This is a genomic window from Aeromicrobium massiliense JC14 (genome assembly GCF_000312105.1).
Classification (GTDB): Bacteria; Actinomycetota; Actinomycetes; order Propionibacteriales; family Nocardioidaceae; genus Aeromicrobium; species Aeromicrobium massiliense.
Window position 1 is genome coordinate 777,128 of sequence record NZ_HE978637.1, and the last position, 13,917, is coordinate 791,044.

A 13,917-nucleotide genomic window follows, 5' to 3' on the forward strand; every position below is an offset into this window, starting at 1 on the left:
GCCTCGTCACGGGCGGGCCTACGTACCGTTCCTTCTCCACGGAGGACCGCCGGTGAGCGCGCTGTACCTGCTGGCGATCGTCGGGTCCACGGTCTGCATGGGCCTGGTCGACCGGCGCTGGCGGCTGTTCCTGTTCGACCGTCCGCGCCGGGCCGCCGGCGTCGTGGCGGCCGGCGTCGCGTTCTTCCTCGCGTGGGACGTCGTGGCGATCTCGCTGGGCATCTACGAGCGGGGCGACTCGCCGGCGATGACCGGGCTCGAGGTGGCCGACGAGCTGCCGGTCGAGGAGATCTTCTTCGTGCTGTTCTTCTGCTACCTGACGATGGTGCTCCACCGCCTGCTGCTGCGGGTCGTGCTGCCGGCGCTCGACGCCCGTCCGGTCGGTGGGAGGAGCGGCCGATGACCTACGCGACCCTCGCGGTGCCCTTCGTGGGCCTGGCCGCCGCGCTGCTCGCCGTCGCCGCGGCCGTGCGGCGTCCGGGACGCCGGTGGTGGACGGCCACGGGCCTGACGCTGCTCTCGCTGCTGGTGCTCACGGCGGTCTTCGACAACGTGATGATCGCCGCCGACCTGTTCCGGTACGACGACGCGATCACGTCCGGGCTGCGGGTCGGCCTCGCGCCGCTGGAGGACTTCGCGTGGCCGCTGGCCGCGGGCCTCGGCCTGCCCGCGGTGGCGCTGCTCGTGGGACGCGACGAGGTGCCGGCATGAGCGCGGTGTCGCACGGCGGCGCGCCGGCGCGGCACCCGCTGCGCCAGGTGCTGGGGTCGTCCCGGCCGCTCAGCTGGGTCAACACGGCCTACCCGTTCGGGGCCGCGTACCTGCTGGCCGGCGGCGGTGTCGACCTGGCCTTCGTCGTCGGCGTCCTGTACTTCCTGGTGCCGTACAACCTGCTGATGTACGGCGTGAACGACGTCTTCGACTACGAGTCCGACGTGCGCAACCCGCGCAAGGGCGGCGTCGAGGGCGTCGTGCTCGACCGCCGTGTGCACCGCACGACGATCGTCGCCGCGGTGACCAGCAACGTGCCGTTCCTGGTCGCGCTGCTCGTGCTCGGCGACCTGCGATCGGCGCTCGTGCTGGCGGTCAGCGTGTTCGCGGTGGTCGCCTACTCGGCGCCGGGCCTGCGGTTCAAGGAACGGCCGTTCCTGGACTCGGTCACGTCCAGCACGCACTTCGTCAGCCCGGCCGTGGTCGGCCTGGCGCTGGCCGGTGCGTCGCTCACCGACAACGCCGCGGCCCTCGTCGGCTTCTTCCTGTGGGGCATGGGCTCGCACGCGTTCGGAGCGGTGCAGGACGTCGAGGCCGACCGGGCCGGCGGCATCGGGTCGATCGGCACCGTCCTCGGAGCCGCACCCACCACGTGGTTCGCGCTCGGCTGCTACGTGGTGGGCGGCCTGGTGCTGCTCACGCTGCCGTGGCCCTACACCCTGGCGGCCGCCCTCGCCGTGCCGTACGTGCTCAACGTGCTGCCGTTCCTGCGGCTGCGCGACGCCGACTGCGAGCGGGCGAACGCCGGCTGGCGGCGCTTCCTGTGGCTGAACTACCTGACCGGCTTCCTGCTCACGCAGCTGCTGATCTGGCCGCACGTCTCCTGGTGACGACCGGGGGAGGGCGGACGGTCACGGTTCTGCCGATTCCGGTCGCCTCCTCGGTCGCCGAGGGGTAGCGTCGACGTCACCCGGGCCGGGCCCAGACCCCGCCGACGACCTGGTCTCTCGGTCGTCGACATGGTCTGGATGCGCGATGAACTGGTCGTACCACGTCCTGCTCCCCGGTGAGCCCCGCAGCGCGGGCCACGCACGGGTGTTCGCCCACGGCGTGCTGGAGGACCACGAGCTGAGCCGCCTGCGCGGCGACGTGTCGCTGGTCGTCGGCGAGCTCGCCGCCAACGCCGCGGTCCACGCGCGGACGCCGTTCGTCGTGACCGTGTCCGGGCACAGCACGGCGTTGTTCGTCCGCGTGCGCGACCTGGCCCCGTCCGCGCCCGTGCTGCGCCAGCTCGTCGGCCGCGCGGACGACGACCCGGCCCTCGGTGGACGCGGCCTCATGCTGGTCGAGGCGGTCAGCACGGCGTGGGGCGTCGATCCGGGCCCGGGTGGAGGCAAGTCCGTGTGGGCCATGTTCGACCTCGACTGAACCTCAGCCCTCAGACGCCGCGGTGCAGCCGGTCGCGCCAGCGCAGCCACGGCGGGCTCGTGCGCCAGTTCAGCTCCAGCGTGGTCCGCGCCCGTCCGAAGCGTCGTCGCATCTGGGCACCGCCCCGCACCGACCGCGCCGAGACCCCCACCACGACCGGCACGAGCCGGATGCGGCGAGCCGGGCCCAGGGCGAAGGCGAGGTCCATGTCGTCGTGCACGTCCGCGTCGCGGTGCACGGACGCGGCGACGGCAGTCCAGGACGTGCGGCGCAGCGCCATGTTCGAGCCCCACAGCACGGTGTGGCCCAGCGCGAGGTGCGAGGTCACGTAGTACGCGCCGAGGTAGACGACGGTGAGCATGACCCGCAGGCCGCGCGGTCCGTCGCGGAAGACGCCCAGCCCGGTCACCGCGTCCAGGCGCGGGTCGCGCTCGAGCGGGGCGACGAGCCGTTCCAGCCAGCGCCGGTCCGGCAGGCTGTCGGCGTCGCAGCGGACGATCACGTCCCCGGTCGCCGCGTCGTAGCCGGTCGCGGCCGCCCGCGGGATGCCTCGACGTGGCTCGGTGACGACCCGGGCGCCGTGGGCTCGGGCGACGGCGGCTGAGGCGTCCGTCGAGCCGTTGTCGACCACGACGACCTGGTCCGGCGGCCGGGTCTGCCGTCCGACCCGCTCGAGGCAGTGGGCGAGGGCGGTGGCGTCGTCGAGCACCGGCACGACGACGGTCACGCGGGCGCGGACGGACGTCACCGCGCTGCGTCCGTCGGCCGGAGGCGACAGAGGACGACGGCCGCGACGAGGGCGCCCAGGCCGCCGGCCAGCAGGTCGCCGGCGGTGTCGCTCGCGCCGATCTGGATGCGGTCGTCGAGGTAGGTGTGACCGAGCCACTCGCCGAGCTCCCAGACGGCGGCCAGCACCAGCCCGAGCGCGGTGGTCAGCGCGGCCGAGCCGGCCCCGGATCGCGCCGCGGAGGGCTCGGGCAGCAGGCGGACGCGCGCGAGCGTCAGGTGGGCGACGGCGGCGATCAGCCCGGTGGCGATCGCGTGGACGACGAGGTCGAGCCAGTCGACGGCCAGGTACCAGTCGAGCTGGGCGGCCCAGGCCGCCAGCAGGATCGTCGCGCAGAACGGCATGTCCAGGGCCGTGGGCAGGCCCAGCGCCCGCGGCAGCATGGTGCCGCCGAGCACGAGCAGGAACAGTGCCACGCCGACGAACCCGTACAGCGGCGCGGCCACCACCACGCTGGCCAGCGCCGCCGCGCGCAGCAGGTCGCCCGCCACCCACGTCGGGGCGGCGGGCGACCGGTGGTCGGCGGGCTCGGCGGCCCGGCTCAGAGGCGTCGCAGGCACTGTTCCATCTGCTCCGCGGCGTCGTCGCCGAGCTTCTTCAGGCCCAACGGCAGCAGCGGCTCGACCAGCTTGGCCGCCCCCTGCGGGTGGAACTCCGCGACGTAGCGCACCGTCGTCCGCGGGCCGTCCTGCTCGATCGTGATGGTGTCGTGCAGCTTCACCGAGCCGGCGTCGCCGTCGAGCTCGAGTCGGTGCGGCGCCTCGTGGACGACGACCGTGTAGGTCACCTCGGTCTCCTTCCCCAGCAGTTTGGAGACGTTCCGGTAGACCGTGCCCACCCCGCCGTCGCCGGAGACCCGCTCGGTCGACTGCGTCGGCGGGTCCCACTGCTCGGTCGTGGTGAAGTCGGACAGGAAGTCCCACACCGCCTGCTGGTCGGCGTCGACGGTGATGGTGCGGTCGATGTCAGGCACGGTCGGCTCCGGAGGGGTCGGGGAACGGTCGTCGGCGTCGTACCCGCGGGCACGGGCCGTGAACCGTCCCTACTCCTGGACCGGCTCGAGCAGGCCGGAGTCGACGTCGTAGACGAAGCCGCCGACCTTGGCGCGGTCGCCGATCAGCGGGTGGCTGCGCACGCGGTGCAGGTCGTGGCGGATGGTCTGCTGCTGGTCGGTGATCGCGCCGAGCGTCATCCAGGAGGCATCGAGCCCGGCGCTCTGCGTGATCGCCTCGTGCAGCTCGTGCTCGGGCTTGGAGGCCATCGCGCAGCGAGTGTGCTCGACGACCAGGATGCGCTCGACGCCGAGCAGGTGGACGCCCAGCACCAGGGCGACGAGCGCCTGGTCGGTGACGCGTCCGCCGGGGTTGCGCAGGATCTTGGCGTCGCCCGGCTGGAGCCCGATCATGCCCAGCGGGTCGATGCGCGAGTCCATGCAGGTCACCATGGCGACGCCGGCGCGGGCGACGCCGTCGAAGCCGGCGAGGTCGAAGCGGGACGCGAAGTCCGCATTGGCGTTCAGGAGGTCGTCGAAGTCACCCATGACGGCGAGCGTATCGAGACTCATGCCCGGCGTCGCGGCAGCACCCAGAGAGCGAGAACCGCCGCCACGAGGGCGCACACGGCGGCCCCCACGAACACCGCGTGGAGCTGGCTGATGCCCGCGTCGACGACGGCCTCGCGGTACGCCTTGCAGGCTGCCGCCCTGCCCCCACAGAGCTGCTCGGCCGGCGGGATGTCCGCGGCGGCGTCGTGGAACGCGCGCAGGCCGATCGTGGTCAGCACCGAGATGCCCACGAGCATGCCGACCATCCGGGAGACCACCAGGAGCCCGCTGGCCACGCCGTGGACGTCGTCGGGCGTGTGGGCGAGCAGCGCGGCGTTCACGGGCGCGAGGGCCAGGCCGAAGCCGAGACCGGCCACGACGAGCGAGAGCGTCTCGTACGGCGACTCGAGCGCGGCGCGGTCCCACGTCGCCATGTGCGCGAACGAGCCGGCGGTGAGAAGGAGCGCGACCGCGGTGAGCGGCGCCGGGGCGACGCGGCGCAGCAGCCAGCCGCCCAGCACGGCGCCGATCGGCAGCGCGACCAGGAACCGCACCAGGACGAACGCGGCCGCGACCTGGTCGTCGCGGTAGATCGTCAGCCGGGCGAAGAACGGGATGTCGACGAGCGCGGCGATGAGCGCGGCCCCGACGAAGAACGACACGAGCACGGCGCCCCACGCCGCGCGGTCGGCGAGGGTGCCTGGCGGGACGAGCGGGAACGCGGCGCGCCGCTGCCGGACGGCGAAGCCGGCGAAGCAGACGACGGCCAGCGGCAGCAGCCACCAGGCGGCGTCGCTGATCGCGGCCGACTCCGGCTCGGCCGAGGCGAACGAGACGATGACCGCGCCGAGCCCGCCGCACAGCAGCACGGCGCCCGGCACGTCCGTGCGGCGCAGCACGTCGCCCCACCCGCGCCACTGCACGAGCGGACGCCGCGAGGTGGCTGTGCGCAGCAGGAGCAGAACGACCAGCGCGTACAGGGCGAGCGCGAGCGGGGTCAGCCAGCGGGAGTCGCCCGCGACGGGCAGGAAGGCGCGCCCGACGGTGACGCCCTCGAGCAGTCGCTGCGGTCGCGTCATGACGAGCACCAGGGCGACCACTCCGCCGAGCAGCAGCCCGGCACCGAGCACGTCGGGCCAGGGGCGCCGGGCGTCCGTCCGGCTCGGTGCGGACGCGCGGGTCCGCGCGCCCAGCTGCAGCAGCCCGGCGGCGAGCAGGAGGCCGACGGCGGTGTTGAGCCAGAAGATGGCCCGCCAGTCGGCGACGGCCAGCACGACGGCGCCGAGCAGCGGGCCGAGCACGCTGCCGAGCTCCTGCACGGCGCCGACGACGCCGAGCGGCAGGCCGCGCCGCTCGGCCGGCCACAGGTCGGCGACGAGGGCGAGCGTCGGCGGCACGAGCCCGCCGCCGCCCACGCCCTGCAGGAAGCGCCCGGCGACGATCGACTCCAGGTCGTACGCCGCAGCGGTCACGACCGAGCCGAGCGCGAAGACGAACAGGGTGCCGACCAGCACGGGCAGGCGTCCGCGCAGGTCGCTGATCCGGCCCACGAGCGGCAGCACGCCGACGTAGCCGAGCAGGAAGCCCGACACGATCGGGGCGGCGCGCTGCAGCTCGTCCACGCCGAGGCCGGAGGCGCTCATCATGTCCGGCAGGGCCAGCACGACGACGTAGGTGTCGGCGGCGGCGAAGCAGACGGCCGCGGCGGCCAGGGCCAGCAGGGCGTAGGACGCCCGGCTCACGGTCGCGGGCATGTCAGGGCTTGGTGATCTGGACCGGCTCGTCGGAGGTGCTGACCTTCAGCGTGTACGTGACGTCGGAGTCGTCGTAGAAGGGGCCCTTCACGGTGGCGTCGCGGAGCACGTCGTCGTCGTCCAGACGCCACTCGACGTCGAAGCTGCCGTCGACGTCGGCCGACGGGATGAGGGCCTGGACGTCGCCACCCTCGAGCGTGCCGGTGATCGTGCTCAGCACGTCGGACCCGTCGCGCTTCTCGCCGCCGTCCTCGAGGTCCTCGGTGGCGGGCAGCAGGCCCGAGACGCCCTTGCCGGCGACGAACAGGGACGCCGGGTCCGGCGCCTTGAGCGTGGCCGGGTCGATGGTCAGGAAGGCGGGGGAGAAGCCGGTCTTGGCCCACACCGACCCGCCGGTCGCGATCACGTCCGCGTCCAGGCTGGCGCCGCCCGTGACGACGGTGACGGTGCCCTGGAAGGCCGGGGAGTGGTTGCCCGTGCCCTCGGCCGAGAGCAGGCCCGTGACGCCGTTGGGCAGCTCCTTGGTCGCCAGCGACAGCTCGATCGTCTCGGCGGCGTCCAGCGTCTTCTGCGCCGAGGCCAGGCGGGCGGCCAGGGCGTCGGTGTCGGTCTCGTCGCCACCCCCGTCGTCGCCACCGGTGCAGGCGGTCAGCGTGAGCGTCAGGGTGGCCGCGAGAGCGGCGACTCGGGTCATCACGTGGTCAGTCTGACACGACGCGCGTCGTCAGCAGGGCCGATGCGGGCGCCGAGACGGCGAGCACCGGCTGGGCGAGCGGGACGCCCGACCCGTCGCGGCGCTCGGTGGGCTCGGGCAGGTCGACGGCGGTGCCCGACGAGGCGCACGCCTGCGCGGGCGCCTGACCGGCCCAGGCCAGGACGAGCGCGTCCTCGCCCTTGAGCAGCCGGTGGCAGCGGACGCCGCCGGTGGCGCGTCCCTTCGCCGGGTACAGCGCCAGCGGCGTGACCTTGGCCGAGCCGGTCTGCGTGCCGGGCAGCGCGTCGCTGGACCCCGAGATGGTCACGACCTGGGCGGAGTCGACGTCGGCGACCGCCCCGAACGAGACGACGTGCGCCCCGGCCGCGAGCTTGATGCCGGCCACGCCGCCGCCGGAGCGGCCCTGCGGACGCACCAGGGACGCCGAGAAGCGCAGCAGCTGGGTGTCGCTGGTGACGAAGACGAGCTCCTCCTCGCCGGTGACGAGCGGGACGGCGCCGACGAGCGAGTCGCCGTCCTCGAGCCGGATGACCTCCCAGCTGTCGCGGCCGAGCTGCTCGGGACGCACGCGCTTGACGACGCCCTGCTTGGTGCCGAGCGCCAGGCCGGGCACGTCGTCCTCGAACGTCATGAGGGCGAGCGGCTGACCCTCGACCGCCGGCAGGTCGCGCACGGGCACGCCGCCCTGCAGGTTCGGGGCCGACGCGGTGCCGGGCAGCGCCGGGAGCTCGAGCACGCTCAGGCGGTGGACGCGGCCGTCGGTCGTGACGACGCCGACCTCGCCGCGCGCGGTGCTGCGCACGGCCGCGACGATCGTGTCGTGCTTGGTGCGCCGGCCCTCGGCGCTCAGCGGGGAGTCGTCGTTGGTGCGGGCCATGAGCCCGGTGGCCGACAGCAGCACCCAGCACGGGTCGTCGGGCACCTCGGCCGAGGCGGTCGCCGTGACCGTCTGGCCGGCCGACTCCAGCAGCACCGTGCGGCGGGCGTCGCCGAAGCGGGTGGCCACGTCGGCCAGCTCGCCGCCCACGACGGCGCGCAGCATGGCGTCGTCGGCCAGGATCGCGTCCAGCTCGGCGATGCGCCGGGTCAGCTCGTCGCGCTCCTTCTCCAGCTCCATGCGGGCCAGGCGGGTCAGGCTGCCGAGCGTCCGGTCGAGGATGTGGTTGGCCTGGATCTCGGACAGGTCGAACACGTCGATCAGCCGCTGGCGCGCCTGCTCGCGGTTCTCGCTGGAGCGGATGAGCTGGATGACCTCGTCGATGTCGAGGATCGCGACGAGCAGGCCCTCGACCTTGTGCAGCTGGTCGGCGGCCTTGGTGCGGCGGAACTGGCTGCGCCGGCGCACCACGGTGTAGCGGTGCTGGAGGAAGACCTCGAGCATCTGCTTGAGCGTCAGGGTGCGCGGCTGGCCGTCGACGAGCGCGACGGCGTTGATGCTGAACGACGTCTCCAGCGGGGTGTGCTTGTAGAGCTGCTCGAGCAGCACCTCGGGCACGAAGCCGTTCTTGACCTCGATGACCAGGTGCAGGCCCTTGTGCCGGTCCGAGAGGTTCTTCAGGTCCGAGATGCCCTGGATCTTCTTGGCCTGGACGAGCTTCTTGATCGCCTCGACGACCTTCTCCGGGCCGACGTTGTAGGGCAGCTCGGTGACGACGATGCCCTTCTTGCGCGGCGTGACGTTCTCGATGCGGGCGGTGGCGCGCATCTTGAAGCTGCCGTTGCCGGTGGCGTAGGCGTCGCGGACGCCGTCCAGCCCGACGATCTTGCCGCCGCTGGGCAGGTCGGGGCCGGGGATGAAGCGCATGAGGTCGTCGAGCTCGGCCTCGGGGTGGTCGATCAGGTGGCGCAGGGCACCGACGACCTCGACCACGTTGTGCGGCGCGATGTTGGTCGCCATGCCGACCGCGATGCCGGACGCGCCGTTGACCAGCAGTGCGGGCAGCGCGGCCGGCAGCACGACCGGCTCGGTCTCGCGGCCGTCGTAGTTGGGCCGGAAGTCGACGGTGTCCTCGTCCAGCGACGCGGTCATCGCCTCGGCCGCCTCGGCCATGCGGCACTCGGTGTAGCGCATCGCGGCCGGGCCGTCGTCGAGGTCGCCGAAGTTGCCGTGGCCGTCGATGAACGGCACGCGCAGCGCCCACGACTGGGCCTGGCGCACCAGTGCGTCGTAGATCGCGGTGTCGCCGTGCGGGTGCAGGCGTCCCATCACCTCGCCGACGACGCGGGCGCTCTTGACGTGCCCGCGGTCGTGGCGCAGGTTCTGCTCGTCCATCGTGTAGAGGATGCGGCGCTGCACGGGCTTGAGGCCGTCGCGCGCGTCGGGGAGAGCCCGGGCGTAGATGACCGAGTACGCGTACTCCAGGAAGCTCGAGCGCATCTCCTCCGACACGTCCGTGTCGACGATGTGCTCCTCGAACTCCTCGACGGGCGCGGTGGTCCTGGCCATCGGATCGGATCTCCTCGGGGGACGGGGACGGGACGTCCCATTGTCGCCGCCCCCGCCGCGCGGACGGACACCGCCACGCCGGGTGCGCGCCCGGTGCCGCCCGGGACGGTAGGTTGAGGGCGTGACGAGCACGCCGCCATGGGTCGAGCACTGGGAGGCGGACGTCCTGCTCAAGGACGGGCGCGTCGCCCAGATCCGCGCCATCCAGCCCGAGGACGCCGACGACTTCGTCGCGTTCTACTCCCGGGTCTCCGACGAGTCCAAGTACCTGCGCTTCTTCGCGCCCTACCCGACGCTGTCGCAGCGCGACATCACGCGCTTCACCACCGTCGACCACGACCGCCGCGTGGCGTTCGTCGTGACGGTGCAGGACCACATCATCGCCGTGGGCCGCTACGACGCGGTCGACGACGACGAGGCCGAGGTCGCCTTCCTGGTCGAGGACGCCCACCAGGGCCGCGGCATCTCCCAGCTGCTGCTCGAGCACCTGGCGCAGGCCGGTCGCGAGCGCGGCATCCGCCAGTTCGTCGCCGAGGTGCTGCCGTCCAACGTCCGGATGCTGCAGGTCTTCCGCGAGATGGGCTACACCGTCTCCGGCGAGCTGGCCGAGGGCGTGCAGCGGCTGACCTTCCCGCTCGACCCCACCGAGACCGCGCTGGGCGTCATGCGCGCCCGCGAGCAGCGGGCCGAGGCCGCGTCGATCTCGCGCATCTTCGGCGCCCGCAGCGTCGCGGTCGTCGGCGCCAGCCGGCGGCAGGACTCGATTGGCCAGGCGATGGTGCGCAACCTCGTGCTGGGCGACTACTCCGGCTCGGTCTACGCGGTGAACTCCGCGGCCGAGGCCGTCTCGGGCCTGCCCGCGTACAAGACGGTCAGCGACATCCCGCACGACGTCGACCTGGCCATCGTCGCCGTGCCGGCCGAGTCGGTCGCCGACGTCGTGCTGGACTGCGCGGCCAAGGGCGTCCACGGCCTGGTCGTCATCTCGGCCGGCTTCGCCGAGGAGGGCGCCGAGGGGCGTCAACGTCAGCGCCGCCTGCTCGGCCTGAGCCGCTCGTACGGCCTGCGCCTGGTCGGGCCCAACTGCCTGGGCATCATCAACACCGCCTCGGACGTCCGGCTGAACGCGTCGCTGTCGCCGACCATGCCGCCTCCGGGCCGCGTCGGGTTCTTCTGCCAGTCCGGCGCGCTGGGCACCGCGATCCTGGAGTCCGTCTCCCGCCGCGGCCTGGGCCTGTCGACGTTCGTCTCGGCGGGCAACCGCGCCGACGTCTCGGGCAACGACCTGCTGCAGTACTGGCAGGAGGACTCGGCCACCGAGGTCGTCCTGCTGTACCTGGAGTCCATCGGCAACCCGCGCAAGTTCTCGCGCCTGGCCCGCCGGCTCTCGCGTGAGAAGCCGATCGTGGCGGTGAAGTCCGGACGCACCACGCAGGGCGTCCCGGTCGGCCACGCGGTCAAGCGCACCGCCGCGCCGCAGTGGGCCGTCGACGCGATGTTCCGCCAGGCCGGCGTCATCCAGGTCGACACGCTCGAGGAGATGTTCGACGTCGCGCAGATCCTGGCCCACCAGCCGCTGCCCAGCGGCAACCGCGTGGCCGTGGTCGGCAACTCCGACGCCATGGGGCTGCTCGTCGCTGACGCGGCGACCGCGTCCGGCCTGCGGGTCGGCCAGCCGGTCGCGCTGGGCGCCGGCGCCGGGCCCGAGGACTTCGAGATCGCGATCGAGAAGGCGCTGGCCAACCCCGACGTCGACGCGCTCGTCGTCGTCTACATCCCGCCGCTGAACCAGAGCGGCGAGGAGGTCGCCCAGGTGCTGGCCGCGGTCGGCGAGCAGTCCGACAAGCCGATCGTGTCCTCGTTCCTTGCCAGCGAGGGCGTGCCCGAGCTGCTGCGCGTCCCCGACCTGGAGGGCGCGGCCGGACGCGGCTCGGTGCCGTCCTACTCCGCGCCGGAGGCCGCCGTCCGCGCGCTGGCCCGGGTCGTCAACTACGCCGAGTGGGCCGCGCGCGAGCACGGCGAGTTCCGCTCCGGCCACGAGTTCCGCTCCGGCGACGCCCGGGCCCTCGTCGAGGACGTCCTCAAGGCGGCCCCGCGCGGCGCGATCCTCTCCACCGACCAGGTCCACGACCTGCTCGCCTGCTACGGCATCGACATGTGGACGTGGATCAACGTCCACGACGAGGCCGAGGCCGTCGCGGCGGGGGAGTCGCTGGGCTGGAACGTCGTCCTCAAGGCCGGCAGCGAGCACCTGCGTGCGCGGCCCGACCTCGCTCACGTCTGGCGCGGCATCACCGACGCCGACGACATGCGCAAGGCGTGGCGCGAGATGAACACCTGGGTCGGTATGCGCCGCGACACCCAGTTCTTCGTCCAGAAGCAGGCGCCCGACGGCGTCGCGGTGTCGTTCAGCGCCACCGAGGACCCGCTGTTCGGCCCGCTCGTCTCGTTCGGCCTGGCCGGCGCGCCGAGCGAGCTGCTCGGCGACCGCGCCTACGGCATCCCGCCGCTCACCGACGTCGACGCCGAGGAGATGATCTCCGGCCTGCGCTCCGCCCCGCTGCTCTACGGCTACCGCGGGGCCGAGCCGGTCGACGTCAACGCGCTGGAGGACATCATCCTGCGGCTCGCCGCGCTCCAGGACGACCTGCCCGAGGTGAGCGAGCTCGACGTCGAGCCGGTGCACGTGAGCGCCGACGGCAGCTGGGTGCTCTCGGCCCGGGCGAAGGTCACGCCGTCGGAGGACCGACGCGGCGAGTGGTACGTGCGCCGCCTCAGCCAGCCAGCCGGCGTGGGCGATACGCTGTCGGGGTGACCGGCCCCCAGAACGACGCGCTCTTCGCCGCGGTCTCGCAGAGCGGCTACCACCCCGAGGTGGTGGCCGCCGGCCTGCGTGACGCGCTCGCCGACGAGGACGTCCTCGCCTACGTGCTGCACCACGAGCCGACCTTCGACCGCGACGAGGTGCGCCGCCACCTCACGGCGCTGGCCCTCACGCCGTCGCGGCTCGTCCTCGTGCACACCGACGAGCACCCGGCGGACACCCTGCTGCCCAAGCCGTACACGTCCACCACGAGCGAGGCGGTGCCGCTCAGCGCGGTGACGTCGGTCGTCGTCACCCGCATGGTGCCGGAGGGCTCTCGCGGGGTCGTCGAGGCCGTGCTGACGATCGGCTGGGGCGCGGTGTCGCGGGTCGAGCTCGAGCCCGCCCAGTGCGAGGACCCCGAGTGCGACGCCGACCACGGCTACTCCGGCACGCTGTCCAGCGACGACTTCTCGCTGCGGCTCAGCGCGGTCGCCGAGGGCGGCACCGCCGTCGAGCAGCTGCTGGAGCTCGCCCGCCGGCTCTCGGAGGCCACGTCCCGCACGGCCCTCCCGCGGTGAGCGCCCGCGGCGGGGACGCGCCGCTGCTGCCCTCCTACGGCGGACGCTCCCTCGACATGGTGCTGCCGGCGATCGCGCACCGGCTCGGCCTGCCCGGGTACTCCGACCCGTTCGACCTGCCCGAGACGCCGCGCTACCTGGTCATCCTGGTCGACGGTCTGGGCGCCGACCTGCTGGCCGAGCACGCCGACCTGGCCCCGTTCCTGTCCCGGCTGGCCACACGCGAGCCGATCACCTGCGGCGTGCCGTCCACGACCGCGACCAGCCTGACGTCGCTGGGCACCGGACTGGCCCCGGGCCGCCACGGCGTCACCGGCTTCACCTCGCGCATCCCGGGCACGAACCGCCGGCTCAACTCGCTGACCTGGGACGACCGGATCGACCCGCTGGAGTGGCAGCCGCACCCGACGATGCTGCGCCGCATCCACGACGCCGGGGTGCCGGTCACGGTCGTCAACCAGGCCCGCTTCGCCGGCAGCGGTCTCACCGCGGTCAGCCAGCACGGCGTGCCGTTCGCCGGCATCGACAACCAGTGGGAGCAGCTGGACGTCTGCCTGGACGCGCTCGAGGCCACCGAGCGCGCGGTCGTCTACACCTACGAGCCGCGCCTGGACCACGTCGGTCACCGTCAGGGCTGCCACTCGCAGGACTGGCGCGACACCCTCGTCGCCGTCGACGGCGACGTCCGCCAGCTGCACGAGGAGCTGCCCGCCGGCACGACGCTCGTCGTCACCGCCGACCACGGCATGATCGACCTGCCCGCCGACGGCCGGTTCGACGTCGCCGAGCACCCGCGCCTGCTGGACGACGTCGAGGTGCTGGCCGGCGAGGCCCGGCTGCGCCACCTGCACGTGCGCCCCGGCGCCATGCACGACGTCGCGCGCCGCTGGCGCGACGCCGTGGGCGACCGTGCGCTCGTCCGCACCCGCGACGACGGGCTCGAGGACTGGTTCGGGCCGCTCGACGACACCGTGGCCGAGCGGGTCGGCGACGTGGTCGTCGCCGCGCTCGGCGACTTCGGGGTCTTCGCCACCCTCGACTTCCCCTCCGAGATCGGCATGGTCGGCTTCCACGGCTCGATCACCGGTCCGGAGATGCGCATCCCGCTGCTCGTGGCGACGTCCTGACCCCGGCGGCCCCCTGGCAGAA

General features: G+C 73.5%; 14 protein-coding genes. 7 read left to right on the forward strand and 7 right to left on the reverse strand.

Translation table 11 applies throughout. The features are described from left to right. Positions 1-52 precede the first annotated feature (52 nt). The 4 genes from HGAM_RS18950 to HGAM_RS18955 all read left to right on the forward strand — a co-directional run bounded on the left by HGAM_RS18950 (position 53) and on the right by HGAM_RS18955 (position 2,139). On the forward strand, positions 53-403 hold the full coding sequence (locus HGAM_RS18950; RefSeq protein ID WP_019145545.1) for a lycopene cyclase domain-containing protein: 351 nt from the start codon (positions 53-55) through the stop codon (positions 401-403). Next, complete coding sequence (locus tag HGAM_RS20395) at positions 400-711, forward strand: lycopene cyclase domain-containing protein (RefSeq protein ID WP_019145546.1); 312 nt, start codon at positions 400-402, stop codon at positions 709-711. Before HGAM_RS18950 ends, HGAM_RS20395 begins: the two co-directional genes overlap by 4 nt. Next, positions 708-1,601 carry a prenyltransferase gene (locus HGAM_RS11015; RefSeq protein ID WP_019145547.1) on the forward strand — a complete coding sequence of 298 codons (894 nt, stop codon included), beginning with the start codon at positions 708-710 and terminating at the stop codon, positions 1,599-1,601. Before HGAM_RS20395 ends, HGAM_RS11015 begins: the two co-directional genes overlap by 4 nt. Before the next feature lie 145 nt (positions 1,602-1,746). Further along, positions 1,747-2,139 (forward strand): ATP-binding protein, encoded by a 393-nt coding sequence (locus tag HGAM_RS18955; RefSeq protein WP_019145548.1) that lies wholly within the window; start codon positions 1,747-1,749, stop codon positions 2,137-2,139. 10 nt (positions 2,140-2,149) lie between these two features. Here HGAM_RS18955 and HGAM_RS11025 read toward each other — a convergent pair whose 3' ends face one another. The 7 genes from HGAM_RS11025 to HGAM_RS11055 form a co-directional block, all read right to left on the reverse strand. After that, the gene (locus HGAM_RS11025; RefSeq protein ID WP_019145549.1) at positions 2,150-2,887 is read right to left on the reverse strand and encodes a glycosyltransferase family 2 protein; all 738 of its coding nucleotides are present in this window, start codon (positions 2,885-2,887) and stop codon (positions 2,150-2,152) included. After that, positions 2,884-3,486, reverse strand: a complete 603-nt coding sequence (locus tag HGAM_RS11030; RefSeq protein WP_019145550.1) for a DUF2238 domain-containing protein — start codon at positions 3,484-3,486, stop codon at positions 2,884-2,886. The genes HGAM_RS11025 and HGAM_RS11030 overlap by 4 nt, the downstream gene beginning before the upstream one ends. Beyond that, entirely contained in the window at positions 3,468-3,899 is a 432-nt protein-coding gene (locus HGAM_RS11035) for an SRPBCC family protein (protein ID WP_019145551.1), read from the reverse strand. The genes HGAM_RS11030 and HGAM_RS11035 overlap by 19 nt, the downstream gene beginning before the upstream one ends. A 69-nt stretch (positions 3,900-3,968) precedes the next feature. After that, positions 3,969-4,466, reverse strand: coding sequence for a beta-class carbonic anhydrase (locus HGAM_RS11040; RefSeq protein WP_019145552.1), 498 nt, complete (start codon positions 4,464-4,466; stop codon positions 3,969-3,971). Positions 4,467-4,486: 20 nt separating this feature from the next. Next, positions 4,487-6,223: an MFS transporter gene (locus HGAM_RS11045; RefSeq protein WP_019145553.1), complete on the reverse strand. Its 1,737-nt coding sequence runs from the start codon at positions 6,221-6,223 to the stop codon at positions 4,487-4,489. Position 6,224: 1 nt separating this feature from the next. Continuing rightward, positions 6,225-6,917: an LppX_LprAFG lipoprotein gene (locus HGAM_RS18960; protein WP_020691627.1), complete on the reverse strand. Its 693-nt coding sequence runs from the start codon at positions 6,915-6,917 to the stop codon at positions 6,225-6,227. Between the two features lie 7 nt (positions 6,918-6,924). Beyond that, a complete protein-coding gene (locus tag HGAM_RS11055; RefSeq protein ID WP_019145555.1) occupies positions 6,925-9,384 on the reverse strand; it encodes a DNA gyrase/topoisomerase IV subunit A in 2,460 nt (819 codons plus the stop codon). A gap of 121 nt (positions 9,385-9,505) precedes the next feature. On the opposite strand from HGAM_RS11055, the gene HGAM_RS11060 reads away from it, so the two are divergent. Genes HGAM_RS11060 through HGAM_RS11070 form a run of 3 tightly spaced genes read left to right on the forward strand, consistent with a single transcriptional unit; the run spans position 9,506 to position 13,895 of the window. Then, entirely contained in the window at positions 9,506-12,199 is a 2,694-nt protein-coding gene (locus HGAM_RS11060; RefSeq protein ID WP_019145556.1) for a bifunctional acetate--CoA ligase family protein/GNAT family N-acetyltransferase, read from the forward strand. Further along, the gene (locus HGAM_RS11065; RefSeq protein WP_019145557.1) at positions 12,196-12,768 is read left to right on the forward strand and encodes a DUF5998 family protein; all 573 of its coding nucleotides are present in this window, start codon (positions 12,196-12,198) and stop codon (positions 12,766-12,768) included. The genes HGAM_RS11060 and HGAM_RS11065 overlap by 4 nt, the downstream gene beginning before the upstream one ends. Further along, entirely contained in the window at positions 12,765-13,895 is a 1,131-nt protein-coding gene (locus HGAM_RS11070; protein WP_019145558.1) for an alkaline phosphatase family protein, read from the forward strand. The genes HGAM_RS11065 and HGAM_RS11070 overlap by 4 nt, the downstream gene beginning before the upstream one ends. Positions 13,896-13,917: the final 22 nt, after the last annotated feature.